General features: G+C 69.9%; 21 protein-coding genes and 4 pseudogenes. 12 read left to right on the top strand and 13 right to left on the bottom strand.

What is annotated here, in order from left to right; all coding sequences use genetic code 11:
• Positions 1-56 precede the first annotated feature (56 nt).
• From ADL12_RS05975 to ADL12_RS05965, 3 genes are all read right to left on the bottom strand, one after another.
• The gene (locus tag ADL12_RS05975; protein ID WP_341846344.1) at positions 57-479 is read right to left on the bottom strand and encodes a DUF6463 family protein; all 423 of its coding nucleotides are present in this window, start codon (positions 477-479) and stop codon (positions 57-59) included.
• A gap of 3 nt (positions 480-482) precedes the next feature.
• The gene (locus ADL12_RS56140) at positions 483-1,511 is read right to left on the bottom strand and encodes a hypothetical protein (RefSeq protein WP_244187787.1); all 1,029 of its coding nucleotides are present in this window, start codon (positions 1,509-1,511) and stop codon (positions 483-485) included.
• A 514-nt stretch (positions 1,512-2,025) separates the two neighbouring features.
• Positions 2,026-3,189, bottom strand: a complete 1,164-nt coding sequence (locus ADL12_RS05965; RefSeq protein WP_062699265.1) for a hypothetical protein — start codon at positions 3,187-3,189, stop codon at positions 2,026-2,028.
• 180 nt (positions 3,190-3,369) lie between these two features.
• On the opposite strand from ADL12_RS05965, the pseudogene ADL12_RS58325 reads away from it, so the two are divergent.
• From ADL12_RS58325 to ADL12_RS05960, 3 pseudogenes are all read left to right on the top strand, one after another.
• Positions 3,370-3,624, top strand: a pseudogene (locus ADL12_RS58325) (hypothetical protein); the annotation flags it as partial.
• A gap of 242 nt (positions 3,625-3,866) precedes the next feature.
• Positions 3,867-4,154 (top strand): annotated as a pseudogene (locus ADL12_RS58320) (DUF5959 family protein); the annotation flags it as partial.
• A gap of 200 nt (positions 4,155-4,354) precedes the next feature.
• Positions 4,355-4,920, top strand: a pseudogene (locus ADL12_RS05960) (aldo/keto reductase); the annotation flags it as partial.
• Between the two features lie 13 nt (positions 4,921-4,933).
• Here ADL12_RS05960 and ADL12_RS05955 read toward each other — a convergent pair.
• A complete protein-coding gene (locus ADL12_RS05955) occupies positions 4,934-5,740 on the bottom strand; it encodes a class I SAM-dependent methyltransferase (protein ID WP_062699263.1) in 807 nt (268 codons plus the stop codon).
• Positions 5,741-5,918: 178 nt separating this feature from the next.
• Between ADL12_RS05955 and ADL12_RS55425 the strand changes: the two genes are divergently transcribed.
• The gene (locus ADL12_RS55425) at positions 5,919-8,072 is read left to right on the top strand and encodes an FAD-binding protein (RefSeq protein ID WP_159053089.1); all 2,154 of its coding nucleotides are present in this window, start codon (positions 5,919-5,921) and stop codon (positions 8,070-8,072) included.
• A gap of 598 nt (positions 8,073-8,670) precedes the next feature.
• On the opposite strand, the gene ADL12_RS05945 is transcribed toward ADL12_RS55425, so the two are convergent.
• The 4 genes from ADL12_RS05945 to ADL12_RS05930 all read right to left on the bottom strand — a co-directional run bounded on the left by ADL12_RS05945 (position 8,671) and on the right by ADL12_RS05930 (position 13,112).
• Positions 8,671-9,012, bottom strand: coding sequence for an ATP-binding protein (locus ADL12_RS05945; protein WP_062699261.1), 342 nt, complete (start codon positions 9,010-9,012; stop codon positions 8,671-8,673).
• A 420-nt stretch (positions 9,013-9,432) separates the two neighbouring features.
• Positions 9,433-11,979 carry a CHAT domain-containing protein gene (locus tag ADL12_RS05940; RefSeq protein ID WP_062699259.1) on the bottom strand — a complete coding sequence of 849 codons (2,547 nt, stop codon included), beginning with the start codon at positions 11,977-11,979 and terminating at the stop codon, positions 9,433-9,435.
• Between the two features lie 26 nt (positions 11,980-12,005).
• The gene (locus ADL12_RS05935) at positions 12,006-12,356 is read right to left on the bottom strand and encodes a hypothetical protein (RefSeq protein ID WP_062699257.1); all 351 of its coding nucleotides are present in this window, start codon (positions 12,354-12,356) and stop codon (positions 12,006-12,008) included.
• A complete protein-coding gene (locus ADL12_RS05930) occupies positions 12,357-13,112 on the bottom strand; it encodes a hypothetical protein (protein ID WP_062699255.1) in 756 nt (251 codons plus the stop codon).
• Between the two features lie 696 nt (positions 13,113-13,808).
• Between ADL12_RS05930 and ADL12_RS56135 the strand changes: the two are divergent.
• Positions 13,809-14,084 (top strand): annotated as a pseudogene (locus ADL12_RS56135) (IS110 family transposase); the annotation flags it as partial.
• A gap of 493 nt (positions 14,085-14,577) precedes the next feature.
• On the opposite strand, the gene ADL12_RS05920 reads toward ADL12_RS56135, so the two are convergent.
• Together ADL12_RS05920 and ADL12_RS05915 are read right to left on the bottom strand one after the other, a co-directional pair.
• The gene (locus ADL12_RS05920) at positions 14,578-16,932 is read right to left on the bottom strand and encodes an ABC transporter permease (RefSeq protein WP_208614480.1); all 2,355 of its coding nucleotides are present in this window, start codon (positions 16,930-16,932) and stop codon (positions 14,578-14,580) included.
• Positions 16,929-17,651, bottom strand: a complete 723-nt coding sequence (locus ADL12_RS05915; RefSeq protein WP_062699253.1) for an ABC transporter ATP-binding protein — start codon at positions 17,649-17,651, stop codon at positions 16,929-16,931. Before ADL12_RS05915 ends, ADL12_RS05920 begins: the two co-directional genes overlap by 4 nt.
• A gap of 241 nt (positions 17,652-17,892) precedes the next feature.
• Here ADL12_RS05915 and ADL12_RS05910 point away from each other — a divergent pair, with 241 nt between their 5' ends.
• From ADL12_RS05910 to ADL12_RS05895, 4 genes are all read left to right on the top strand, one after another.
• Positions 17,893-19,176: a sensor histidine kinase gene (locus ADL12_RS05910; protein WP_062699389.1), complete on the top strand. Its 1,284-nt coding sequence runs from the start codon at positions 17,893-17,895 to the stop codon at positions 19,174-19,176.
• Positions 19,173-19,874 (top strand): response regulator, encoded by a 702-nt coding sequence (locus ADL12_RS05905; protein ID WP_062699251.1) that lies wholly within the window; start codon positions 19,173-19,175, stop codon positions 19,872-19,874. The genes ADL12_RS05910 and ADL12_RS05905 overlap by 4 nt, the downstream gene beginning before the upstream one ends.
• Positions 19,875-20,326: 452 nt before the next feature.
• Positions 20,327-20,545 (top strand): hypothetical protein, encoded by a 219-nt coding sequence (locus ADL12_RS05900; RefSeq protein ID WP_062699249.1) that lies wholly within the window; start codon positions 20,327-20,329, stop codon positions 20,543-20,545.
• A 96-nt stretch (positions 20,546-20,641) separates the two neighbouring features.
• Positions 20,642-21,664 (top strand): sporulation protein, encoded by a 1,023-nt coding sequence (locus tag ADL12_RS05895; RefSeq protein WP_062699247.1) that lies wholly within the window; start codon positions 20,642-20,644, stop codon positions 21,662-21,664.
• Between the two features lie 27 nt (positions 21,665-21,691).
• On the opposite strand, the gene ADL12_RS05890 is transcribed toward ADL12_RS05895, so the two are convergent.
• Positions 21,692-22,012, bottom strand: a complete 321-nt coding sequence (locus tag ADL12_RS05890; RefSeq protein WP_341846343.1) for a hypothetical protein — start codon at positions 22,010-22,012, stop codon at positions 21,692-21,694.
• Positions 22,013-22,293: 281 nt separating this feature from the next.
• Here ADL12_RS05890 and ADL12_RS05885 point away from each other — a divergent pair, with 281 nt between their 5' ends.
• The 3 genes from ADL12_RS05885 (at position 22,294) to ADL12_RS05875 (ending at position 24,351) form a co-directional block, all read left to right on the top strand.
• Complete coding sequence (locus tag ADL12_RS05885; RefSeq protein ID WP_062699245.1) at positions 22,294-22,749, top strand: tellurite resistance TerB family protein; 456 nt, start codon at positions 22,294-22,296, stop codon at positions 22,747-22,749.
• Positions 22,750-22,811: 62 nt separating this feature from the next.
• Positions 22,812-23,876, top strand: coding sequence for a hypothetical protein (locus ADL12_RS58830; protein ID WP_159053088.1), 1,065 nt, complete (start codon positions 22,812-22,814; stop codon positions 23,874-23,876).
• A gap of 106 nt (positions 23,877-23,982) precedes the next feature.
• Entirely contained in the window at positions 23,983-24,351 is a 369-nt protein-coding gene (locus ADL12_RS05875; RefSeq protein ID WP_062699241.1) for a DUF4190 domain-containing protein, read from the top strand.
• A 15-nt stretch (positions 24,352-24,366) separates the two neighbouring features.
• Here the strand turns inward: ADL12_RS05875 and ADL12_RS05870 are convergent, their stop codons facing one another.
• Entirely contained in the window at positions 24,367-25,299 is a 933-nt protein-coding gene (locus tag ADL12_RS05870; RefSeq protein ID WP_062699239.1) for a M56 family metallopeptidase, read from the bottom strand.
• Between the two features lie 6 nt (positions 25,300-25,305).
• Complete coding sequence (locus ADL12_RS05865; protein ID WP_062699237.1) at positions 25,306-25,695, bottom strand: BlaI/MecI/CopY family transcriptional regulator; 390 nt, start codon at positions 25,693-25,695, stop codon at positions 25,306-25,308.
• Positions 25,696-25,815: the final 120 nt, after the last annotated feature.

Here is a 25,815-nt window from a genome sequence, read left to right as displayed (position 1 = left end):
GCCCGATGAACTCCCATTCTGCGTCCGTCAGTTGCACGCGCGTCACGCCAGCAGATCTACCGCTCCAAACCCCACCGCGAGGGCGAGGGCCCGTCGACCACGAAGCCGACGACGACCCACGCCACCATGGCCCACGAGATGAACAGTGGCGGCGTCATACCGCGGCGGTCCAGCCACAGCACAGTCAGGCCGATCAGGAGAAGCGGCGGTCCGAAACTGAACACCGAATACCACCACGCGACGGTGGCGTCACTCATCTCGGGGTAGTCCCCCAAGTTCCAGACCCCGTCAAACCATGTTCCAGCATGGTCCGGGGCTGCTTCGACGAGGCTGCCCAGCATGTGCCCAACTCCGGCGAGTTCGTCTTCAACCGCTCGCCCGGCAAGGTCGGCCCCACCGACCGCCAGCGAGCTGGGTGTTCTGCCCAGGGAGGTTTTGGCCGGCCTGTGCTGGTGGCCAGTTGGGTTGAGATTCCCCATCGGTCACACTGAGTCAGTGTCGGCGGGTAGGTGACGGGTCCGCACCCAATACGAGCGAGCCGCCACCGTCAACGCGCATCCGTACACCGCGAATGCGGCCATGCCGATCCAAGTGACTAGGAGCGCGTCCTGCGGCGAGTGGAAATCGCCGCTCCGTATCGTCACCACGTCCATCGTGGCCAACGTCGCGTAGCCGAGGCCGAACACACCGTACGGGGCGAGGGTGGCGGCACCGATCAGGGCCGGTGCCAGGGGAAGTCGGCGTGGGACGCGACGACCGTGCAGGAACGGCGTCCAGCGGGGGAAAACCTGACCCCAGGGGCGGACGAGGCCCCACAGCAGGAAGACGCCGAGTGCGGCCAGCAGCATGGTGGCATCCAGGCCCCAGGACTCCAAGGTGAGCCAGATCCCCGAGGCACCGTTGCGCTTGGAGATCGCGCGCATCTCCGCGCCGGATATGCCGGCGAAGGTGCCGCCGAAGGCCCAGATCTGTTTCATCGCCGCATACGGGAGGAAGGCAACCGTGCCGGCACACGCGGCGAACTGAACGAGCCGGGGCGCGGCAGAGCGCGCCGGGACAGCGGCCGCGACGAGTAGGGGCCGATCGGAGCGGGCGGTGACCGCGAGCAGGAGCGCCCCGGCTGCCGCCAGCGCGTGGTTCGCAGCGCAGGCCCAACTGTCCACGCCCTGGCCGAACATCAGCGTGATCACATCCATGAGCAGGCCGAACGCGGCGAGCCCGGCCAGGCCGCACACCGTCCACAGCAGCGCCCGCAGCGCGGGCCGCAGCCCGTATCGGGATACCGCCGCACAGGTCAGCGCCGCCAGCGTCCCCACTGCCGTGACCGCCCACCCTGACGCAGACGGTCCCAGGATGCCGACCTGGTGGAACAGGTGAGTCCCGTTCAGTGCGCAGACCAGCCCGAATCCGGCGTACACCATTGCCCAGAGCAGCGCTGTCCAGTCCACTCGGCGCCACGGCTGCCGCCCCCACGTGCGCCGAGGCTCCTTCGTCCGTAGATCAGTGGTCATGTTCTGAACGTCGCATCGACGGGCTCGGCGCGGCGTCGCCCGCTTGAACGACCTTCCTCCGCCGCCCGAGGGAGCACCGGGTAGACCCAGGTATGCCTCACATAGCGTGATGCATCAACCGGCCGTACTCGGTGGGGGGCTTCTGGGAAGAAGTCGTGGAAATCAGCGTGCATTGCCCCACCGGCCGCCTGCGCGTCGAATCCCTCGACCAGGGTCCAGTCGACGTACTCCCGCCTCACAAGCCGGGCTGGTACGCAGCAGCGATGGCATCGACCGCTCTCTCGCTATCGCGGCCGATATGCCCAGGCCACAGCCTCAGAGCAGGAAGCCCTCCGACGACGGCTACAACAGGGGTGAACGACTCCGCCCAACCGTCTGAACTTCCGCTCAGCTGGGTCTCACAGCCGGCCGCCCAAGCGGCTCCCCTCCCGCAGGGACAACCCGGGGTCACCACGTCACCTGCACACCAGGCACTGTGTCACCGCGCGTCAAAATCGCAAGCAACCGTGCAGTGCTAGAGAGGAGCGGGACCTTGGCCGGAAGCCGTGCCATCAGCGTTCTCCGCGCGCCCGACCGCCACCCGCAGCGTCACCGCAGCCACAACTCCCGCAACCAGCCCCCAGGTCAGGGCGGCCGGGACGCCACCACCGATGCTGGCCGACAGGTACATCAGATCCCAGCGCACGCCCGATCCGTCCAAGGCCACCCGCACCAGCTGGCTCACCAGCAGCCCGAGGACGGTCACGCAGACCGCGCCCGCCGCCATCGCCGGGACAGTGGCTCGGGTGAGCAGTCCGGGCAACCGCCGCAGGGCCCACCACACCAGCACGAGCAGCATCATGTCGGCCACCCGGTACAGCAGCCAGTCGCCGAGCGGGGCGCCCGCCGGCCCCGCCCAGGCACCGAGGAGCAGCCACTGGCGCAGGAGGTCGCCCGGTTCGGCGAACAGCCCGCCGTCCGGGGAAACCGTCTGGATGGCGGCGGCGACCGGCTGATACGAGAGGACCATCAGGGACAGTGCGATCACCGCGGTCCCGGTGGTGGCGGCCAGGCGGGCTCCGCGCGCCGGGACGATCTCCTGCGGCAGCGGACCGGCACCCTTGGCGGTGACCCGCGCCGCGAGCACCGTCCCCGCCGCCGCGACCAACGCGGTCACCACCAGGATCTGCCGACCCGAGGAGATCACACTGGCCAGCTGCGGCAGGAAGCGGTAACTGCCGTGCCCCTGCGCGGCGATCAGCCACGGTGCCGAGACAGTCACCGCCAGGGTCCCGGCAACCAGGCCCCACGCCCACACCACAAGCAGCGCGGCAAGCATCCGGCCCCGCACCGGCGGCAGCCTTCGGACCAGAAGCAACGCCCCGGGCACGAAGAACGCGAAGACCGCAACGAACCGGATCTGCAGCGCGGTCGCGTACAGCGCGAGGTAGCGAGAGCCATCGGTCCCGGCCGTGTCCCCGATCCCGCCCGACGCCCCGGCGCTGTACCGAACCGCGGCCGGAGGGTCGTACGACCAGGGTGTGAGCCAGTGTTCGAGCTCAGCGGCGGCCCGGCCGCCCAGCGCGCCGGAGGCACCCGGCAGATGCAGTGCGTGTGCACTCGTCCCCGCCCACCACAGAAGCGCCGTAAGCAGCACTCCTCCGATCAGTGCTGGTATCGCCGCCCGCCGGTATGTCATGCGTTTCCCCCGCCTTGTCGCGCATCCCTTGAATCCCCTGGTCGGGTGGAGACTACGGGGCACTGATCACATACGGATCACGGTCGTACGCCGGCTTGCCCGGACGACGAGGACGACGACGCGAGCTCGACATCGAGGACGACCAGCCAGCCCTCGCCGGCGGTTCCGCCCTTCGCGCGGCCGGCATCGGCTGAGCCACCCCAGCGACAAAGCGGAGACGCACACTGGTCGTTCGAGGAAGCCTTCCAGGCAGCGAAGAACGAGGCCGGGCTCGACCACTACCAAGTCCGTCACTATCCGGCCTGGTACCGGCACATCACCCTCGCCATGGCCCCCAGGCCATGTGGCCGCCCTCCGGCCCTCCACCGGCGAAAAGGGGGGGCACCGAGGCGACCTGATCCGGCTGAGTCTGAAACGAGATCCGCCGCCTGCTGAGCAAATTCGTCCACACCGTGCGGCACGAGACTGAGCACATCCTGAACTGGTCGCACTGGCGACGACGCCACCAGTACCGAGCCCGCCTCAGCCACTACCGCCACCGCGGTCACCAACCGCCATAACCGCCGTGCAGTCTAGAAGTACGCATCGCACAGAAAGAGGTAGTACCGACGTGCCCGATTCCAGCCCCCTCGAGCTGATCCGCCTTTCGGACGAGGAGCAGAGCGTCTCCCTGCGTCAGTGGCCGAGTCGAGCTGTATCTCAACGCGCATGACCTCGGCAGCTGGGCCGAGGTTCTGGAGTCTGTCGCGGCCGGAAGGAAGGCTACCTGGCTGGAGAGCGGACGCTCCCCGCGGATCATGATCGACCCCACGGAGGAGACCGAGAGCAGGTGCACGGAGGTGAGCGCTTGCGACGTCACCGGCTCGCAGGTCTTCGTCACCGTGCCCATCGTGAATCAGCCCGATTGGGGCGCCCACCGCCAGCTGCTTGCGGCGGTCAGAAGCCGATTCCAGCTGGAGCAGTGAGAGGGCTGGGGATGGTGGCCCCTCCCGGACCTTCTGCTTCGTGCCCCTACGTCCGATCCGGGCATGCAGTGCCTCCAGCCCGGCCGCCCAGCGATGCACCTCGTATCACCGGATCCCGCCCCAAACTCGTCGTCTCTGCGTTCACCGACGCGCTGCACCGTCTGCAGCCACGCGGCACCGGACACAAACCGGGCAGGATGGCGCTGTATGTGCTGGTCCAGCAGGGGAAGATCCTTTACATCGGGTCCTCCAACTTCCCCGGCTACAAGATCGCCCAGGCCAACGAGATCGCCGCCCGGCACGGCGGCACCATCGGCCTCGTCAGCGAACAGTGCCTGTACAACCTCCACGAGCGCCGCGCCGAGATGGAGGTCATCCCGGCCGCGCAGGACTACGGGCTCGACGTCATCCCCTGGTCGCCGCTGCACGGCGGGCTGCTCGGCGGCGTCATCAAGATCAAGAAGGAGGTCGAGGGCGGACGGCGCGGCTCCGGGCGAGCCGCCGCCTCCCTCGCCGACCTGGCGGTACGGGCGAAGATCCAGGCGTACGAGACCTGCTCGACAAGCGCGGACTGGAGCCCGGCGAGGTCGCCCTGGCCTGGCCGCTCACATGACCGGGCGTGACCGGCCCGATCGTCGGCCCGCGCACCGCCGAAAGGCTCCAGTCCGCGATGCGAGCCGAACTGGCGCTGTCGTACGAGCTCCTCACTTCCCTCGACAAGATCTTCCCCGGCCCAGGGCCGTCTCCGGAGGCGTTCGCCTGGTAACCCGGGGGCCTCTTCACCGCTCCGCCGACGCCACATTCGCCGCCACCGGGAACGCCAGCCCGTTCGCGGCGCACGGCGTCAGCCTCCCCATGACCTTCGAGGCGACGGTCTCCCGCTCGGGCTCGGGGATCTCCGGGAGCGGTGCCGCGCCCAGAAACGCCTCGACCCAGGCATGGGCGGAGCTGCAGCGGACCGTGCGGGTGGCCCGGGTCACCCGCACGTTCCGGAACCCCGCCTCAGTGAGCAGGCGGTGGAGTTCCGCCGGGTCGGCCAGGTCGAAGATCGCGTGCAGGAACCGTACCGCCGGACCGGGTGAGGTGAGCGTCTCCGCGAAAGCGGACTCGAAGGGGTGGAATCCCGGCGACCGGTCGTCGCACCAGACGCTCAGCGCAACCCGGCCGCCCGGGGCCATCACCCGGTGCAGTTCGCGCAGGGCCGTCAGCCGGTCGGGGAAGAACTGCAGTCCCTGCTGGCAGAACGCGACGTCGAAGGCGCCGGCCGGCAGTCCGGTGTCCAGCGCGTCGGCCTGCTTCCAGGTGATCGGCGTACCGTTCGCCGGGGCGTGCCGGCGGGCCAGCCGCAGCATGTCCGGGTTCAGGTCGATGCCCGTCACGCTGCCCGTCGGCGCCACCAGGGCGGCTGCCTTGCGGGCCACGACACCGGTTCCGCAGGCCAGGTCGAGCACCCGCTCACCCGGTCGTGGGCCGACGAGTTCGACCAGCGTCTGTGCCCAGGGCTCGAAGAGCAGGGGGACGAGGTGCCGCTCGTAGTTCTCGGCGGTCGTGGACTTCTCCCAGGGAGCCTCGATCCGTGAGGTCATGGCGTCCGCTCCTCTCCCTGAATACCGAGTACCGCTCAATCCCGGAGGGCTGATCGCTGCGGTCGGTTCACTCTTCGAGAGTCGACCAGGCGGCAGGAGCGGACAAGGACAGTCCGTGAACCCCGGCGGTTCAAAAACAGAACTGGTCGTTCCTCCTGCCCGGACCGACACTGGTGACGTGCGGAGTTACGGCCAGTTCTGCCCCATCGCGCGAGGTTCCGGGCTCATCGCCGAGCGCTGGACCCCGATCATTCTGCGCAACGTGCTGCTGGGCTGCCGTACCTTCAACGAGATCGCGGCCGGTGCCCCCGGCCTGTCACGCGCGCTGCTGGTCCGGCGGTTGCGGGAGCTGGAGCACGCCGGGGTCGTCGCGGTCCGCCCCAAGCCGGACGGGCGCGGCTCGTACTACCTGCCCACCCCGGCGGGCCGGGAGCTGTGGCCAGTGCTCCAGGCGCTCGGCGACTGGGCGGAGCGCTGGATGGACGTCACCGCCGAGGACGCCGATCCGGACCTGGTGGTGTGGTCCTGGTGTCAGTCGTCGCTGCGCCGCGAGCTGCTGCCCGAGCGGCGGGTGGTGGTGCGGTTCGAGTTCTCGGCCGACGGCTCCGGGTCCCCGGGCGTCCCGGCGCGCGTGTGGCTGCTCCTCGAACAGGGCCGGGGTGAGGTCTGCGGGTTCGACCCCGGCTTCGGTGACGACCTGGTGGTCACCGTCACCGACCCGCTGGCGTTCGCGGGCTGGCACCTCGGCCTCCTCGAGTGGTCCACGGCGCTCAAGTCCGGTGCGATCCGGGTGCAGGGCCCGCGCGACCTGTGCCGGGCGCTGCCGACTTGGAACTCCTACCCGCAGACCCGGGCCCGCCACCGTGCCGAACACCGCCGCGCACCAGGCGGTCCGCAGCCGCCGCCCCCGGAAGCGGTGCGTCCCGGCTCGGACGCGCACCGCGACGCGCCCTGGCGCACGGTGCCGCACACCCGGACCCACTCCCCGGCCGTCCCCGGTTTCAGCGGCCGCCTGGTCACCCCGCGCGACGCCGACTACGACGACGTACGTGCCATGTGGAACGGTGCCGTCGACCGCCGCCCGCGCTACCTGGCCCGCTGTCTGTCCCCCTCCGACGCGGCCGCCGCCGTACGGTTCGCCGGGGAGCGGGGACTGGCCGTCACCGTACGGGGCGGCGGGCACGGGGTGGCGGGAAACGCGCTGTGCGACGACGGGCTGGTCGTCGACCTCGGCCCGATGAAGAGCGTGAGCGTCGACCCGGCCCGGCGCACGGCGACCGCAGGGCCCGGCACGCTCTGGGGTGAACTCGACGCCGCTACGCAGGCGTTCGGGCTCGCGGTCACCGGAGGGGTGGTCTCCCACACCGGGCTCTCGGGGCTCACGCTGGGTGGCGGCCTGGGCTGGCTGATGCGCCGCCACGGTCTGACGGTGGACAACCTGACCCGGGCCGAGCTCATCACCGCCGACGGACGACTCCTGACCGCCGACGAGCATGAGGAGCCGGAGCTGTTCTGGGGGCTGCGGGGCGGCGGGAGCGGGCTCGGAGCGGTCACCTCCTTCACGTACCGGCTTCACCCGGTGGGTCCGGAGGTGCTCGCCGGGCCGGTCCTGTGGCCGCTCGAAGACGCCCCTGCCGTGCTGCGCCGCTACCGGGACCACGTCGCCTCCGCACCGCCCGAGGTGGCCACCGTGGTGACGCTGCGCCGCGCGCCCGCCGCCCCCTTCCTGCCGGTCGAGCTGCACCGCCGCCCCGTGTGCATGATCACCATGCTCGCCCTGGCCGAGGGCGATGCGGCGGAGCGGCTGCTGGCCCCGCTGCGCAGCATCGGCCGCCCCCTGCTGGACCTGGTCCGCAGGCGCCCGTACGCCGGGCTGCAGTCGATGACGGATGCGGTCGTCCCGGCCGGCTGGCACTACTACTGGAAGTCGACCGGCCTGCGGGAGCTGAGCGACCCGGTGATCGACACGATGACCGACCACGCCGCCCGGGCCCGTTCCTCGCGCAGCTACGCGATCCTCTTCCACCTCGGCGGGGCGGTCGCCGAGGCCGACCCGGCGGCCACCGCCTTCGCCCACCGGGCCGTGCCCCATCACCTCAACGTCAACGCGGTCTGGCTCCCCCGGCAGCAGGAGTCCCTCGGTGCGCCCGAGCGGGCCTGGGCGCGGGACTTCGTGGCCGCCCTCGCACCGTACGGGGAGGGGGTGTACGTCAACTTCCTCGACCGGGACGACCGGTCCCGGCTGCCCGAGGCGTACGGCGACCGCACCCACGCCCGACTGGCGGAACTGCGCCGCCGCCTCGATCCGGACGGCGTCTTCGGGACCGGGTGAGCGGGCCGCGCACCGTTCACCTGCCGACCGCGGCAGCCAGGGCGAAACGAACATCAACACAAGCGCGCCGACCATGATCCGGTTCCGGGTCTTCGGGTCCACCGCGCCCAGCCTGCGCGTTTCACTTGCCACGGTGACCCCGACGACACCCGGATCATCGTCCGCCGCGAGCGCCCGCGCCCCGGCGCCCAACGGTCCGTATCGACCTCGACGAGGGCATGCAACACCAGGTATTCATGACCGATATCCCCTATATCCCCTACGGCGAAGCCTCGCTGCAACACCTGGACGTCCGCCAGCGCACACACAGGTCGAGGACCGCATCCGCTGCCGAAAGACCACCGGCTCGGGCCGCTTCCCATCCCGCCATTTCCCCCTCAACCAAGCGTGGCTGGAGCTGTCCCTGGCCGCCACCCACCTGCTCGCCTGGCCCCAGACCCTGCTACTGGAAGGAGAGTTGGCCACCGCCGAACGTAAGAAGTTGCCCACCGGCTGCTGCACGCGGCCGCCCGCATGACTCGCGGCGACCGCCGCCTTCGCCTGCGGATCGCCGCGACCTGGCCCTAGCGGCACGAACTCATCAATGCCTTCGCCCGCGTCACGGCACTACCGCGCGGTTCCCCTCGGCCGGGGCATACGGTGCCGTGGCTGGAAATGTAGGGATCTCCGGGATGCGCGGATCGTGGTCCCCGACCTCGCAGATGACCTCGGCCGCGGTGCGTCGCAGGCGCATCTCGTACGACCCCACCGCGTGCTCGGTGGCGTTGGTGACGAACTCGGAGACGGCCAGGACCGCGTCGCTGATCACCTCGCCGTCGAAGCCAAGCTGGTCGAGGGCACAGCGCAGGGCGGCACGAGCTTGAGCTGGGGCGTTGGGAGTGCAGCTGGTCCAACGCCAGACGACACAGGAGGTGGCGCCCAGGGCGCGGCGCGCGGTCATCGACGGCCTCCCCGGGCCGCGTGACGCCCACGTACGACGCGGCGGTGCCGACCGCGTCCAGGACTTACGCAATCGCGCGCTTCCCACAGCGCGAACGGGCCGACGGCCGTGAGGAACGGCAGCAACAGCACAGCGGTGAACAGAATCGGCGCCACGGCAGGGACCTCCCCGGTGATCGCGACTGGGTCGCGACCACCACACCGTGGGCCCATGAAGAGCGGAACCCCTCTCCGACCAGTGCCTTCAAGGACTTTCGCCGCGCCGTACGCATCAATTAGCTGACGGGCATGAAGGGATGCCGCAGCTCGGGCTCAACCGGGCCGAAGCCGGTACGCGGGCTGCCCACGGTCGGGCACCCTCTATCTCAACCGCTCGGTAAGCCCGGCTCCAGCCGTGCCCTGGCAACCCATCGGCAAATCCCTAGGCGAGTGTTTCACCGCTACCCCCGAGGAGACTGAAAGTGGGGGCGTACACGCTGTCGTGTTCCATGTCCGACCAGCACAGCCCGAGCGCGTCCATGAAGGAGACGAAGGGGCCTGCCTCAGCTTTGCGGGCGACGGCGTCGGCGATTCGGTCGGCAGCCTCATCGCTCGACATCGTGGTGCGTAGAGTTTCGAAGGCCGCGGAACGGCGGCGTGCGAGGAAGAAGGCGTAGTCGATCGGCATCCCGTCGATCAGCAGATCGAACAGCTGGGTGAAGAGGTAGTCGGCGACCTTGACCGACACCTTCGAGGAAGTGCCGATCACCGCTCTGGCTCCGCGCTTCAAAAAGGCGGAGGCGATGTCTCGTTCCTCGGAATCCTGCACGGCCGTTTCACAGCCGACCAGGACGATGAGCTTGCCCTTCCAGTCGTGCTCCAGTACGTCCGCCGCTGTGATCGCCTTTTCTTCGTCCAGGCGGAGGAGGGCCTGATCGCCCGAGGCGGTTGCGTGTCCGAAGAACAGCACCACGGCCGCTGGCATACAGGCTTCCAATAGGCCTTTCACGGTGGCTGTTTTGGTTGAGGGCATCTCGGCGATGAGGCCCACCCATCGGAGGCGGTCACGAGCGTGGCTCGCAATCTCCTGACTCCACTCCGTCTGCCGATCCGTCTGAGTGTCGGCCACCAGGATGACCGCCTTGGACCCGCGGGTCATTGACCCGCCTCGTACCAGCGATTGACCTCTAGTCGCCGAACTGACTGCGTTGCCGCCGGTCCACATCGCCGGCCAGGAGACGGGCAGGCGAGAGATCGGGAACTCCATGCCCAGCACGCTGTCCCGGAAAGGCAGGTACTCGAGACCGACGTCCGAGAACGCCACCACCCGATCGGCGCCGACGCGGTCGAGAGCTTCCAGCACGCCGGAGCCGACAGCCTCCTGCAGTAGACGGCCCACTGCCCGTCGGTGGTCGACGATATCCGCACTGCGCAGCTCGGGTTCCCGAACATGGTAGTCGTACCGCAGGTTTCGGATGGCCTGCTTGATGTTGGCGACCATCGCACCGTCCACGGGAGCGGGGGCGATGACACCCGCCTTCTTGCGGGAAGCGCAGGCCGCGTACAGGGTCCAATGAGCGAGATCGAGCGAGAGCTGGTACCAAGGTGTTTCGTTCTCGATCAGAGGGATGACGAAGGGGTTGGCCATCCCAACCCCGGCACGGTGCCGGACCTCGGGCGGCATCCGGTGAACGCGGTCGGCGAAGAGGGCGGCGATGGATCGTGCGGATGCGCCAATGCGCAGCAGGCCCTCCCGCAGACGAGCACGGTGACCGTCCACCGTTTTAGGCGTGGCGCACAGCCAGGCGTCGACGATGGCAGCCAACTCGGGGTATTGGTCCTCCGGGATGCTCGCGCCACTGTCCTGGTGCGGGAAAGTGATCCCGAGATTCTTGAGATGCTGCATGGCGAGGTACTCACCGGTACTGCGCACGATGAGCTCTTCGGCCAACTGTTCGACACTGAGCGGATCGGACGCTGCCCAGGGCGTGAGCCACAGATCATCAGAAGACAGGTCCGCGGGGGTGGCGTCGAGGGCCTCTGCTGTCGTATCCGGCACGCGGCCTCTCAGCAGATTGATCAGGACGCAGATGGACCCCACGCGCGGGTCTGGGACGACGGGGACAGGGGGAAGACGCTCGCCGACGATGTGCTCCCAAGCCTCGCGATAAGCGTCGTTGTAGGGCGACTCGGCCAACTCGTTGCGCAGGATCCGCATGTTGACGTCCTCCAGGCTGCTGGCCGTCCACTCGGTGCGAAGGAAACGCACGCTCGTGCCGCCGATCTGCGCTGCGGGGAGCTCCGCGGCGCCCCGCCCAACCGGAGACCGCACACCGAGGTGTCTCGCCCACTTCACCAGCAGCCTTTTGTCGTCGGTGACGACGTAAATCCGTCGGTAGACCTGGGCATCGACCAGTGATCGGACCTGCTTGGCTGTCGGCCGCCCGATCAGGCAGACTGCGAGCTCACGCCGCTCGCCCTCGGGCTGATTGCCACCCAGGACCCAGAGCCCCTCGTCCGTGGCGAACCCCAGGTAAGGGACGGGGTATCGGTTGGGGACCTGGGCGGTGAAGTTGAGAGGCACCGACGTGGGTTGCAGCAAGCACGAGATCCAGTGGAGATTTCCAGGGCCGAGCGGCGGGTAGATCACGTACGCGAAGGGTGACTCCGCGTACGAGTGCGTCTCGGCACCGTGCAGCAGCCGCTCACCCAGGATTGGTTCGGCGCTGAGGACGAAGTGGTGGGATCCCTTATCCATCTCGCCGGCCAGTAACTGCACCGCGCCTGTGCGCGGTTCCCGCCGCAGTGCCAGCTCGCAGTCCTGGTGCGTGGGACTCAGATCGAGGGCGTACACGCGCGCATCGCCGCGGCAGGCGAGGTTCAGCGATTCGCCCTTCCGAAGGCGGATGCGCTGCTCGGTGATCGAGGCGGTCGGTTGCCAGCCATCGCCGGTGCTGACAGCCATGGTGTTCGGGAATTCCAACAGCACGGGCTCTCCGCTGTGCCCGCGATCCATCACGAGGTCGGGGTGCGCGTGCAGCCCGAATCGATGCGGGGAATCAGGAGGGTGACACTGCTCCGCCCCGGGCTGCCGACGACAACCGCCGCGATGTTGAGCCGGCGCGCGCGATCCGCGTCCAGGAAGAAGTCCGCGGTCTCGAAACCGTCGGGAACCATCGCCATCCGACTCTCGGTGGATGGGAGGATCAGTAGCGGGATGTGGTCGTTGAAGGCGCGAAACCTCAGGCCGATCGGCTGCATCCTGTGCATGTCGGTGGATGAGACGACGATGTCACTGATGAGTTCTTGGCCCAGCGGTAGGAAGACCAGCTGTTGCGTGTCGGGCTTATCCGCACCTCCTTCCACTCAGGCGAGGCCGATCAACTCGAAGGGGTCGTCGTCGTGCAGTCCCTCTGTGGCGACCTGGGCCGTGGCGTCGTCGACGTCCGCGTCGAGCAGAACATCGTCCACGCGCGGTTTCCTCAAGAGAGACTTACGCAGACGCAGCCCGCCGAAGAGGGGTACCCCGTTCTCCACCACCAGGTGCACGAACATGCCGGTCGCCCGCGCGATCTCCAGCCTGCCCCTCACTGCCGCTGCCGTGTTGCTCGCAGGACCGACCGTGGCCGCAGTCCGCATCTCCACCCGCGCGCCGTCCGAGTTGGTGATCAGCACGATGAAGGATTTGGCTCGCAGCACTCGCGTCACCGCCACACTGCCCGGGTCGAGACGGCCGGCGCGGTGCTCGTTCAACATCCAGCGTCGGATACGAGCGGTGTCAGCGACCTCTTCCGCCACGATGTCCTCGGCCCGGAAGATGATGGCTCCGGCCTTGTCGAACCGGTAGGCGATGCCCCCATCCATCATGGCCAAGGCTGTAAAGCCTGGAGCGAGCTCACCGGCCGCCTTGGTCTCCATGACGAACTTGTTCGTGTTCTGCCATTCCAGCGATGGAATGCGAGCCCCCTGGCGCACGGTCAGCTTGCTTGCGCTGGGCGGGATCTCGCCCGATCTGGCCCACAGGGCACCTTTAAGAAGCCCGATGTCGCCGAGCTTCACATTGGTGTTCGGTAGCCAGGTAGCAAGATACTTGTACTGCTGGTACAGGCCCTCGCTGTACATGCGGGCGATGTTCGACCCCAACTTCCCACCCTCATCAACACGTTCGAGACACTCTCACCGTCTCGGCCTTGGCCCGATCGTACGGCCAGAGGCGCATCAACGCGCGGCGGTTACATGATCCGCCGGACAGAACCCAGTGCCAGCAGACGGCCCCCGAGGCGGCGTGTGTCTTCCGCCTCGGCGGCCGCCTGATGCCCGCGCCCACCCCATGGGATGGATGGCGAACCCGTGGCTACGAGGTTCCGGACTCGATGTAGCCCGTCGTCATTTCTCCCGTTACGACATTGGCGCGGAGGTCTTGCGGGGCCGCTCCGCCTCGGCGGCGAGTTGGTGCTGACGGGGCGGAGCGGGGTCGTGCACCGCCCGGCACCGGGCACTCCGGTCTCCGGCACCAGTCGGCGGCTCAAGAAGTGCCGCCTGCTGCGGTTGGCGGCGATTCGGGGCGCGGATCCAATGATGTTCCGCAGGAGATCCCGGGCCCTTCTACGGGCGGAAGCCCTGCGGTGGCACAGGCGCCGGGAGTTGAGACCGGTCGACGCACAGCTCCGTGTGCACGTAGCCGTGGATTCCGTCACTGGAGTCGCTGTCTAACGTGCGCCGCTCGTACGACTCGTCGTCGGCGTCGGTTCCCAGCAGGCGCCGCTCAGGCGCCCGCGGATCTCCTCGGCGACCTCGTCCGCGCCGGTCGAGAAGCATGTGCCACAGGCCTCTCCCAGTGTTGCGGATGTCCTGCGCAGGCCCCGCCGCTACAGCCGCCGCCTGCTGCGCGTCTTCTACCTCGCCGCGCACGTCGCCGCCCGATGCTGCCCGGAATCCAGGCGGTTCTACGAACGCAAGCGAGCAGAAGGCAAGCGGCACACCCAGGCCGTCCTGGCACTCGCACGCCGGCGCCTGAACGTGCTCTGGGCCCTCATCCGCGACGGTCGCACATTCGAAGCCAGCCCACCCGTTGCTGTTGCCGCGGCAGCGTGAAGCCATCACCTGGCGTCACGTCCACTGCTTGACAACCTCATTGGGAATCCTCCCCCGCTGACAGGCCGGGCCGCCCGCAGCGTCGAGGAGCAGCGGGAGCGAGGCGGCCACAGCCGTACGCTCAAGGCCCGGGCGGGCGCCTGATCTTGCACGTCCTTTGCGGCTCTGGCGGAGTTCATCCGCGAGCTCATCGTCACCGGCACCCACGAGGGCCTGGCCGCCGCCCGCGCCCGCGGCCGTACGGGAGGGCGCCCCACCGTCGTCAACGAGGACCTCATCCGCGCGGCCCGCGACATGCTGCCCAACCTGGCCAACAGCGTCACCACCATCGCCAAGATCCTCGGCGTCTCCGGCGGCACGCTCCACAACCACATCCCGGAGCGGAAAGAGCTCCGGAGCTCCCGCGTCCCGCGCCAATTGGAGGGAACCAGCCAGCCGGCCCCCACCGCTCGTTGTGGTGGGGGTCGGAGGCACGGGCTCTGAACGTGACCTTCTATTCGGTGCGCAGGGCCGTGGCGGTTCGGGTCCTGGCTGCCCATCCGGCGGGCGGGAGCGCGCCCAGGGTGGCGATGAGCAGGCCGCCGAGTGCGAGCGGGAGCAGTTCGGCTGCGTGGTAGACGGCGATGACGGAACCGGGGAGGCGGAGCCCCACGCTGTCGCCCATCGCGGGGATGACCCAGCCGTGCAGGGCCGTGCCGAGCGGCACGCCCAGGGTGCCTGCGACCAGTCCGGTGACGACGACCGAGGTGAGGACCATCGCGATGGTCTGCCGGGGGGTCATGCCGAGCGCTTTGTGGACCCCGATCTCCCGGACGCGCTCGCGGGTGTCGAGCAGCACGCCGTTCAGCACGCCGAGGGCGGCGACGGCGACGAGCATCAGCGTGAGGATCGCGGACAGCGCGTTGAGCGTGACGACCATGTCGCCGCCGGCGTCGAGCCCGCCGGCCCGGGCGGTGACCCCCAGTGGTGCCAGGTCCTTGTTCAGTGCGTCGACGTAGCCGGTCACGTCGGTGCCTGACGTGACCGCGATGTGATGGCTCGTCTCCGTCAGGTCGGGATGTGCGGCCGTGAGGGTCGTGGCGTCGGTGAAGACCTGCATGCCGTCGTTGCGGGGGTCGAGGACCTCGCCGACGATCCGGACCGTGACCGGCTCGGCCAGGCCGTTCAGGGTGACGGTGTCGCCGATGCGGGTGCCGGTGGCGGCCAGGAAGGGGGTCGGGACCACGGCCTCGCCGGGCCTGTCGATCCAGCGGCCCGAGACCATCGTGTAGCCGCCCCAGGAGGCGTCGCCGGTGAAGGCGATCACGTTGACGGTGCCGGTCAGGCCGGACACGGTCGCCCGTACCGTCGCGGCGCTGTAGTACTTCCCGGTTCCCGCGGCGGCCTCGATGGCCGCGGCGACTGCAGCGGGATCGGCCTTGGGCTGCTTCTCGGGGCCGGATCCGGGGCCCTGGGGTCCGAAGTCCGGCAAGGGCGCGGGCACGACGGCATCGGCGGCGTCGTGGGCCCTGGCCTTCATCACCTGGCCGAGCGAGGCGCTCATCCCCACGGTGAACGTGACGGCGACGGCACCGAACAGGATCGCCGTGCCCATGGCCAGCGCGCGGGCGGGCCGTGCGAAGGGCCGGGCCAGGCCCAGGGCGACCGGCTGTGGCAACGGCAGCCGTCCGGCCAGGCGGGCCGCCCACCGGCCGCGCCGCGCCGCAGCGGTACGCCCGACGGCGAGCGCATCGACCGTACGCAGCCGCCCGGCCCGCCAGGCACTCGCCCACGCGGTCACCGCGACCAGGCCGAGCACCCCGGCGATCACCGCCAGGTCGACCCAGGGGGCGACGGCCAGGGACGAGGTGCCGTAGACCTCTCCGGTCTCGGCCAGTACGGGGACGGCGAGCAGATGGCCGGCGAGGACACCGAGGGCCGTGCCGACGGCGGCCGGGATCAGCGCCTGGCCCACGTAGGCCCGCACGACCTGGGCCGGGGTGAAGCCGACGGCCTTGAGGATGCCGATGCGGCGCGTTCCCGTGCCGACGGCCGACGCGACGACGTTGCCGACGATGAGCACCGACATGACCAGGCCCAGGGCCCCGAACGCGATGAGGAAGGGGACGTAGACGGCGGTGTCGCGCTCGGCGGTCTTCTTGACGGTGAGCCATGACTGTTCGCCGACGGCCGTTCCCGGCGGCAGGGATTTGGTCACGGCCCTGCCGCCCGCGGTGATCTGCGCGGTGGTGCCCGCGTCGGTGAAGCGGTAGAGCATCTGGTAGCCGCCGCTGCCGGGCGCGGTGAGCGCCGGCATCTGGGACGGAACCACCCAGGCGTCGGCGGTCTGTGTGACCGAGCGGGCCACACCGACCACCGTCAGTGTCGGACCGCTGGACAGATCGGGGAAGGCGATCTGCATGCCCATGGTCGGGATGAGCGAGGAGTCGGCGGACAGCACGATCTCGCCGGAACGCGCGGGCCACCGCCCGTCGAGCAGTGCCACCTCGTCCACGTCCCGGCCGGGGTCGCCCCGGCCGACCACGGTCATCGGCCACCCGGGGCCCGCCCCGTCCGACCGCGGGGTGACCGTCGCCGTACGGAACGGCCCGGCCGCACTGCTCACCCCTTCGGCGTCCTTGGACTTCGACAACTGCCCGGCACTCACCTTGCCCGCGTCGAACTGCATGGACAGATGCGCTCCGTGCTGCCTGGCGAAGGCGTCGTCGAAGGGCGCGCCGGAGACCACGAGCAGCGATCCGCCGAGGACGGAGGCGGCCACCGCCATCATCGTGGCGAGCCCGATCACCAGTGTCTGCACCCGGCGTCGCCCCACCCCCGAGCGCACCACCTTGCCGAGCGCGCTCATCGGACGGCCTCCGAGGCGGTGACCTGCGACCCGACGGCCTGCGACCGGACGTCTTCGGTGATCCGGCCGTCGGCGATGCGGACCGTACGGTTCGTGCAGGACCGGGCCAGAGCCAGGTCGTGGGTGACCACGACGATGGTCTGTCCCTCGGCATTGAGACCGGTGAGGAGCTCGCTGACGTCCTGTCCGGCGGCCGTGTCCAGGGCCCCGGTCGGCTCGTCGGCCAGGAGCAGCGCCGGCCGGTTCATCAACGCCCGGGCCACCGCGACGCGTTGCCGCTCGCCGCCGGACAGCCGCCCCGGGTAGGCGCGGGCATGTCGGTCGATGCCCAGCAGTTCCAGGAGTTCCGCCGCCCGGCGGTCAGCCTCGCCACGTGCCATACCCGCGAGCCGCGCGGGCAGGACGACGTTCTCGGCGACGGTCAGATCGTCGAGCAGGTTGAAGAACTGGAAGACCATGCCGATCTTCGACCGCCGGTACAACGCCGATCCGGCTTCGCCCAGCCGGTCCACCCGCACCCCGTCCACGGTGACGGTCCCCGTATCGGGCCGGTCCAGGCCCGCGATCAGATTGAGCAGCGTGGACTTGCCGCTGCCGGAAGGGCCGAGGACCGCGACGGCCTCGCCGGGCCGCACGGTCAGCGACGCCTCGTGCAGAGCGGGCGGGCCGTCGTCGTAGCGGCGGCTCACCTCGCGCAGTTCGATCACCGGCGTAATCATGAAAGGCTCCTCGGATTCGGGCAGTTGGCTGCGTGAACGCTAGGAGCGGACCCGGCCCGCACGCGTCGCCCGCCCGGACCCATTGCCGTACCGCGCCGGGACGATCCCCGGGAACGTCATCCCTGCGATGTAGGCGGGCGATGTATCCGGTGCGGTGGGAATGACCACCGGGACGGACTCGGCGGGTCCGCGCGACCGCGACAATGAACCGGTGATGGACGCACGTACGACACCGGAGCGGATGCGGGCAGCCGCCCGCCGGACGGTCCGCGACGCCAGGCTTCCGAGCGGTCCACCGCTGCGGCCCACCCGGCGTGCCTGGCAGTTCGACGCGCTGGTGGCACTGGTACTCGGAATCGCCACCGTCTACTACGGCATCGACAACGTCGGCATCGTCGTGGTGCGTGAGATCGCACCCGGCGTGGAGCACGTCATGGAGCGCCCGTCCGGCCCCGGTGGCCTGGCCTTCATGGTCACCCTCGCGGTCATCGCCTCGGGTGCCCTGGCGCTGCGCCGCCGCTACCCGCTCGCCGTGCTGTGCGTCGTGACGGCCGCGACACTGGCGACGCCGCAGAGCGTCCTGCGGCTGACCTTCTACGCGTTCGTCATCGCCGTCTACAGCGCCGCCGTGTACAGCCCGTACCGGGTGGCGACCCTGGCGGCGCTGCCGGTGTCGGTCGTCCTGGTCGGCATCTCGGGGAACTCGGTGACACCAATCGTCCCCAACCAATACATCGCCTTGCTGATCCTGGTACCGATGGCCGTGGCCGCCGTCGGCCTGCGTACCTGGAAACTCAGAACCGACGAAGGCCGTATCCGGCTCTCCGCCCTGGAACGCGAACAGGCCGAGGCGCTGCGCCGGGCCGTCGAGCACGAGCGGGCCAGGATCGCCCGCGAACTGCACGACGTCGTCACGCACAACGTCAGCGTGATGGTCATTCAGGCGGGCGCCGCCCGCAAGATCATGAAGACTTCCCCCGAGCAGGCCGGCGAGGCGCTGCTCGCCGTCGAGGCGGGAGGGCGGGCGGCCATGACCGAGCTGCGCCACGTCATGGGACTGCTCACCATGGCCGACGAGGGCCAGGGGACGAACGAAGGTGCAGACCTGGCCGACACGGCGGCGGAGCTGGCCCCGCAACCCGGCCTGGACCAGCTGGACACGCTCGTCGGACGGGTCCGGGACACCGGACTGCCCGTCGATCTGACCGTGACCGGCCCGCCCCGTCCCCTCTCACCCGGCCTCGAACTCGCCGCCTACCGCGTGGTCCAGGAAGCCCTGACCAACACCGTGAAGCACGCCTCCGGCGCCACCGCCGCCGTGACCGTCGAATACGGCCCGGACCGGCTCCGGGTGGAAGTCACCGACACTGGTGGACGCCCGGGTGTGGGCGCGGCCACCGGAAGCGGCCGGGGCCTGATCGGCCTGCGCGAGCGCCTCGCCGTCTACGACGGAACCCTGAACACCGGTCGACGCCTGACCGGCGGCTACCGTGTCGAAGCGCTGATCCCCCTGGAGGCACCGTGACCGAGCAGCCGCCGAGTGTGCTCCTGGCCGACGACCAGACCCTGGTCCGCACCGGATTCCGGATGATCCTGGGCGCCGACGGCATCGACGTCGTCGCCGAGGCGACCAACGGAGTCGAAGCGGTCGAAGCGGTCCGCCGCACCCGTCCCGACGTGGTCCTGATGGACATCCGGATGCCCGAGATGGACGGCCTGGAGGCCACCCGTCGCATCCTCACCGGCGCCCCCGACGCACCCCGCGTCATCATCCTGACCACCTTCGACCTCGACCGGTACGTCTACGCGGCACTGTCCGCCGGGGCCAGCGGCTTCCTCCTCAAGGACGTCACCCCCGAGCAACTGACCGCGGCCGTCCGCACGGTCCGTACCGGCGACGCTCTCCTCGCGCCCGCCATCACCCGCCGCCTGGTACAGAGGTTCACCCAGCGCGGCAGCGACACCGCCGCCCTCCACCGCGACCTCGCCTCGCTCACCCCGCGCGAACTGGAGGTCCTCGGCCTGCTGGCCCGAGGACTGAGCAACGCCGAACTCGCCACCCGCCTCCACCTGGCCGAAACTACCGTCAAGACGCACGTCGCCCGCATCCTCGCCAAGCTCGGACTCCGTGACCGTGTCCAGGCCGTCATCGTCGCCTACGAGACAGGGTTGGTCAGCGCCGGCGAACGCGAGGCCGCCGAGCAGTCCACCGAGCAGACCTAGACCGAAGCCGAGGCTTGGCCAGCGCTGGCGCTGTTGTGCACGGACCAGGGATCAGCAGTCGGAACCTGCGCCAGTCCCGGTAGTTCACGAAGGCCCCCTCCGCCTGGAAGCCGCCGCAGACCTCCTACCGACAGCGGGTTCACGACGGGTTCGGGCGCACGGCTGTTCGTCTCACTTCTTTGTTCCAGGGGCCGGACGAGGGCCATGGTCACGGACAGCAGGGACGCGCGAAATGTGAGCCTGCACCTACGCCCGGAACGCGTACGACGACAGGAGTACGCCCCGCTCTCCGGACACAGGCCCCCGACCAGCGCAAGAACCCGTTTTCGGCCTTTCCCGGCACGCCCGCGCGGACCGTGCCCTTCCCCGCCCTCAACAGCCCTATGCTTCTACTCGTTTGTAGAAGGCCCACGACAAGACCGGGCCTCACACGCACCCGGGAGAGGACACGCATGGCTTCGATCGACCTGGACAAGGTGCTCGACAAGGCGTGGGCGGACAAGAGCCTGCCCGAGATCCTGGCCGCCCCGGTCGGGGCGCTCAAGGGGGTCTCCGACCGTGACGGCGAGCTGCTTCAGGAGGCGTTCGGGGTCAAGACCATAACCGATCTGGCCGAGTTGAAGTACGTCCGCTGGGCGCAGGCCCTCGCCGCGCTCGACGCGGCCAAGTAACCCTCCCCGCGCACAGCCGTGGTGCCGTGCACCCGCCCCGGTGCGCGGCACCGCACCTGAAAGAAACACACGCACGTTAAAGGAGTGGACGCCACGATGGTGTTCAAACGACTGCTCGGATCGCTCGGCGTGGGCGGACCCACGGTCGACACGGTTCTCGACCCGGGAGCCGCCCGCCCTGGCGGCGCGTTGACCGGCCAGGTCCACCTCAAGGGCGGGGACGCCGACTTCGACATCGAGCACATCACCCTGGAGCTGGTGGCCCGGGTCGAGGCCGAGCACGACGAGGGCGAGAGCGAGGGCGTTGTCACCTTCGACCGGTTCACCGTCGGCGGCGGCTTCCGGCTCGGCGCGGGTCAGCAGCACAGCGTCCCGTTCACCGTGATGCTGCCCTGGGAGACCCCGATCAGCGAGCTGTACGGGCAGGGCCTGGGCATCGTCCTCGGGGTCCGCACCGAGCTGGCGGTGGCCGGCGCGAAGGACAAGGGCGACCTGGACCAGCTGAACATCGGCCCACTGCCCCTGCAGGAGGCGATCCTCGAAGCGCTCGGCCAGCTCGGGTTCGGCTTCAAGTCCGCGGACCTGGAGTACGGCCGCATCGGCGGCACCGGCCAGCAGCTGCCCTTCTACCAGGAGATCGAGCTGACCCCGGCGCCGCAGTACGCGCACCAGGTCAACGAGATCGAGGTGACCTTCCTGGCCAACCCGGGCGGCATGGAGGTCGTCCTGGAGGCCGACAAGCGCGGCGGCTTCTTCTCCTCCGGCCACGACGCGCTGACCCGCTTCACCGTCTCCCACGACGGAGTCGAGCACCAGGACTGGAACAGCATCGTCGACGGCTGGATCCGGCAGCTGGTCGAGCACCGGGCCTCTCACGGCTCGCACGCCCCCTACGGGCACGGCGACCCGTACGCGCACGGCCACGGCCACGGCGGCCACTTCGGCCACGACGATCACCACCACCATGACGGCCACCGTTCCGGCCCCGGTATGGGCACGGCCATCGCTGCGGGGGCGGCCGGTCTCGCGGTCGGGGTCGTCGGCGGGATGGTCGCGGCCGAAGTGGTCGACGAGGTCGGTGACTTCTTCGAGGGCGAGGAGGAGGAAGAGGAAGGCTGACGGGTCCTGGGCGAGCCGATCCGCCGGTCAGCTGCTGACTACGCAGGAAGTGACCGGCGTCCCCCGGCTCGCCCAGTCGGCCGGCTCCAGCCAGGAACCGTCGGCGAAGCGGAGCCGGAAGGTGGCGAACCCGCGCGGCTGGCCCGCCCCTCCATCGATGCGGGCCTGGCCGAGGAGGAGGACCTCGGCGAGAGCCTGGAAGTCGTCGGCCCTGGCGGGCGACAGCCGACGGCGCTGGGACGCTGCCACACAGATCCGGTCACGCACGAACATGACAAGACGCGTTGGGGCGAGCGAGTGGCCGTACCACCGCAGCAGCAGCTGACCGGGGCAGGCTCCAATCGGCACCGATGTACAGCAGCCGGTTGCGGCCCGGCTTCAACCGCCTTTCCCCGCGGATTGTGGATCTCACGCCGGACGAAGGCGCGGGTTCCTCCCCCAGGATCACCGTCGCAGGAACCAGCAGATGGACGGCTCCCGCCTTCCTGATGAACCTCCCAGTTGAACCTCCCGGAAGTAGCCGGAACTTATCCAGCCAACAGCTAGTTTCTACGTTGCTGTAGATATCGAAGGGGCAACGGGCCGCCGTCAGGGCGGACCGGGCCCTTGACCGACCGTATGGAGTTCTCATGGCCCTGTGGGACCGCATCAAGGAGTCCGCGTCGACGATGCAGACGCAGCTCGTGGCGAAGAAGAACGACCTCAAGAGCGGCGCTTTCCGGGACGCCAGCATGGCGATGTGCGCGCTCGTCGCCGCCGCCGACGGCACGATCGATCCTTCCGAGCGCCGACGTGTGGCCCAGCTGATCGCCACCAACGAGGTGCTGCAGAACTTCGACGCCACAGACCTGCAGCGGCGCTTCGAGGACAACCTCAACAAGCTCACCACCGACTTCGACTTCGGCAAGGTGAGCGTGCTGCAGGAGGTCGCCAAGGCGAAGAAGAAGCCCGCCGAGGCGCGCGCCGTGATCCAGATCGGCATCGTCATCGGCGGCGCCGACGGTGACTTCGACAAGACCGAGCAGGCTGTCGTACGGGAGGCGTGCCACATCCTGGAGCTGCCGCCGCACGAGTTCGATCTCTGACCGACTGCGGGGCGTCTGTGCCGGGCAGGGCCGACGGGCGTCGCCCGGCACACTGTCCCCGGGTGACAGCTGGAGTGGTGACCATGGACGCCGGGCCGCCCCGCACGCGCAGTTCACTGCGGCACGTTCGCACCGCCGCGGTCCTGGCCAGCGCCGGGATGCTGGTCAGTATCGTGCTGTCGGCCCTTCCGCAGGAGTCGATCCCGCTGCCGTTCAGCGCGGGGCACCGCAAGGACGGGTACGCAGGCACCACGGGCGTCACCAATGAGGCCGAAGCCGTGTTCCGCCTGGTGGAGCGCGGCGGGCTCCCCGTGGAGAACGCGATCCTCTACCGCAGCAAGGTGACCTTCGAGGACGACCGGATCGACGGCGGCGCGGTCGCCGTGGCGGACCCCGGCAGTGTCCAGCTCGGCGGTGCGATCGAGGTGTTCCGTGACGCCGACGCCGCCCGCACCCGTGCCGAGCGGCTGCGCGCCTCCGCAGCCTGGTCCCCGCTCCACTCCGAGTACGCCTACCTCAACGGCCGGATTCTGCTGCGTGTCTCGCCATATCTGAGCCAGAGCGCGGCCGATGGCTACGCGGCCGCGATCGAGGCCACCGCACTCGCCCGGCCTACGCCGGAACCCAGGACGTCTGACCCGGCCGTCCGGGAACGACACCACCGTCGCCCACTCCCGGTTCGCCGGGACGTGCAGCAGCATCAGCGTGTCCGACTGCATGGTGGTCAGGCCTTTGCCGTACTTGCCGTTGTCGCCGTCGCGGCTGTCGGAGCCGACCACGAGGATGTTCTTCGAGCCCGGGCTGAGGTTGACGGGCCGGTCATCGCCGAGCTTGTTGTCCACGTCGGCGCCCTGAATGTTGCCGTCCAGGTCCCTGTATATACACGCGCCGACCCCGGCGACACCGAGGATCAGCGCCGCGAAGCCCCCGGCGGTCCACGCCAGGATCCGGCCGCGCCGCGTCAGCCGCTCCGCACTCGTCGACCTGCCGTCGGCCGGAGCGCGCCGCCGCCTGCCCGTACCACCCACCGGCGCCCCCTTCACACCCTGGCCGCACCCGACCGGTCAACCACTCATGAGCGTTCGGTGCCCGTGCGCACCGAACGGCGGAACTCTACATACATGTAGATATACGAGCGGAAGGCAGGTGCATCTCACCGCATCCGCAACCGAGAACGCCTGAGCGCATGTCTCCAGGCACGCCCGAGGGCACGACCAACCGAGGAGGACACACGTGAGCAGTAGCGAGGGCACGCGCCCGGCAATCGGACAACCGGCGCGGACGTGGGCCGGCCGGAACCGGGCGGCCAAAGTCAGCGCGCTCTGCGCGCTCGGCGGCGCAGCGTTCCTCGGGAACTTCGCAACAGGCATCGCCTGGATCAACCCCGGCATCTTCGTCGCCCTGGCTGCGCTGTGCGCACTGATCGCCATCCCTATCGGGCACATTGGCCGGTTCCGAGGCCGCCGCCTCGACGACGAAGGCCGCGGGCTCGCCTTGGCCGGCATCCTGACCGGCTGGCTGGTGCTCATCGTCTGCCTGCTCGCGACCCTGGCCTTCGTGGGGCTCATCGCCGGACTGGCCATCCTGGTGGACAACGCCTGATCCGGCGCCCTTGGTTCACAGGGGCGTGGCGGCGTACAGGATGAAGAACATGGTCACCGCGGAGTTCGCGGACGACATCGCGGAGACGGCCGCCCCCGCGGCCGCGCCCCACGCCGCCAGGCCCACGGCGGTGAACACCGAAGGCCAGCTGCGTACGAGGGGAGCCGGGCCGAGCAGGGCCGTCACCCGGCGTGGTACCGGCCCCGGCGCGGCGAGGCCCGCCAGCGTGGCCACCGGAGTACCCCGGGCGACCAGCGCCGCCTTGCCGATCGCGCGCGCCACCGTCCTGCGGCTGCCGACCGCCTGCGCCGCCTCCTCGTCCGCCCACCGTTCCGCCGTGTACGACACGGCCGTCCGCAACGGGCGCAGGAACGGGTTGGCACGCGCGGCCAGTTGGACGGCGAGCAGGAACCGGTGATGCCGGGCGGCCAGGTGCGCCCGCTCATGGGCGAACAGCGCCCGGCGCTCGGCCGGTTCGAGGCAGTCCAGCAGGGCCGTGGTCACCACCACCCGGTTCCGGCGGCCTCCCGGCAGCGCGTACGCGTACGGCACCTCGTCGGGCAGCACCGCCACCTCCGTACCCGGCAGCCCGGCCAGCGCCCGGTGGGCGCGGCGGCGGACCCGGCCGTGCCGCCACAGCGTCCGGCCGCAGGCCACGAGCACCGCGCACAGCGCGGGGATCGCCGCCTTGCCCGCGACCTCGTCGTACGGGACCGCCGCGCGTACCTCCGGATCGGACCAGCCGTCGGGCAGCGGGTTGCCGGGCAGCTGGGCGGTACCCACCACCATCACCAAGCCCAGGCACACGGTGCTGCACGTCGCCATCACCCCGGCCACGCCGGTCAACAGCCTGGTGGCGGTCCGCGGATGCAGATGCTGCTCGGCCAGGCGTGCGATCGGCCATGCCGTTAAGGGCAGCACCAGTGGCAGAAAGACGAAGACCCCCATGAGGTGTCAGTCTTCCCCTTCGCTCCGGGACTGACCCAGCAGTTCGCGCAGCAGCCGCTCGTCATCCGGGCCAAGGCCCGTCACGAAACTGGCCAGAACCGCTTCCCGGTCGCTCTCGGCATCCAGCATTTTGCGCATCTTCCGGGCGGCCAGGCCCGCCTGATCGGAGGCGGGCGTCCAGGAGAAGGACCGGCCCGCGCGCTCCCGGGTGACCGCACCTTTGGCCAGCAGCCGGGTCAGGATCGTGATCACGGTCGTATAGGCGAGGTCCCCGCCGAGCCGGTCCTGCACCCAGCCGGCGGTCACGGGGCCGTCCGCTTCACGGAGCGCCGACAGAACCTGCGCCTCCAGCTCACCCTGCCCCCGCCGCCGGGGACGCTGCCGGTGTTCTGCCACGCCCTGTCTCCCTTCAGCTGCCGCTTGCTTCCCGACGGGACATCGTATAGACGCCCAGGACGCCTCCGTGCCGCGCGACGAGTCTCTCCAGCCCACCACCACAGCATCTACAAAAGTGTA

The sequence above is a fragment of the Streptomyces regalis genome (assembly GCF_001509475.1).
GTDB lineage: Bacteria > Actinomycetota > Actinomycetes > Streptomycetales > Streptomycetaceae > Streptomyces > Streptomyces regalis.
This window is presented reverse-complemented; position numbering and strand designations above follow the sequence as displayed.

Coding starts and splice junctions, on each gene's coding strand:
- ADL12_RS05975 (WP_341846344.1), bottom strand. CDS start 479: ATGGGGAATCTCAACCCAACTGGCCACCAGCACAGGCCGGCCAAAACC.
- ADL12_RS56140 (WP_244187787.1), bottom strand. CDS start 1,511: ATGACCACTGATCTACGGACGAAGGAGCCTCGGCGCACGTGGGGGCGG.
- ADL12_RS05965 (WP_062699265.1), bottom strand. CDS start 3,189: ATGACATACCGGCGGGCGGCGATACCAGCACTGATCGGAGGAGTGCTG.
- ADL12_RS05955 (WP_062699263.1), bottom strand. CDS start 5,740: ATGACCTCACGGATCGAGGCTCCCTGGGAGAAGTCCACGACCGCCGAG.
- ADL12_RS05945 (WP_062699261.1), bottom strand. CDS start 9,012: ATGACCGCGCGCCGCGCCCTGGGCGCCACCTCCTGTGTCGTCTGGCGT.
- ADL12_RS05930 (WP_062699255.1), bottom strand. CDS start 13,112: ATGTACAGCGAGGGCCTGTACCAGCAGTACAAGTATCTTGCTACCTGG.
- ADL12_RS05920 (WP_208614480.1), bottom strand. CDS start 16,932: ATGAGCGCGCTCGGCAAGGTGGTGCGCTCGGGGGTGGGGCGACGCCGG.
- ADL12_RS05915 (WP_062699253.1), bottom strand. CDS start 17,651: ATGATTACGCCGGTGATCGAACTGCGCGAGGTGAGCCGCCGCTACGAC.
- ADL12_RS05910 (WP_062699389.1), top strand. CDS start 17,893: ATGCGGGCAGCCGCCCGCCGGACGGTCCGCGACGCCAGGCTTCCGAGC.
- ADL12_RS05900 (WP_062699249.1), top strand. CDS start 20,327: ATGGCTTCGATCGACCTGGACAAGGTGCTCGACAAGGCGTGGGCGGAC.
- ADL12_RS05895 (WP_062699247.1), top strand. CDS start 20,642: ATGGTGTTCAAACGACTGCTCGGATCGCTCGGCGTGGGCGGACCCACG.
- ADL12_RS05885 (WP_062699245.1), top strand. CDS start 22,294: ATGGCCCTGTGGGACCGCATCAAGGAGTCCGCGTCGACGATGCAGACG.
- ADL12_RS05870 (WP_062699239.1), bottom strand. CDS start 25,299: ATGGGGGTCTTCGTCTTTCTGCCACTGGTGCTGCCCTTAACGGCATGG.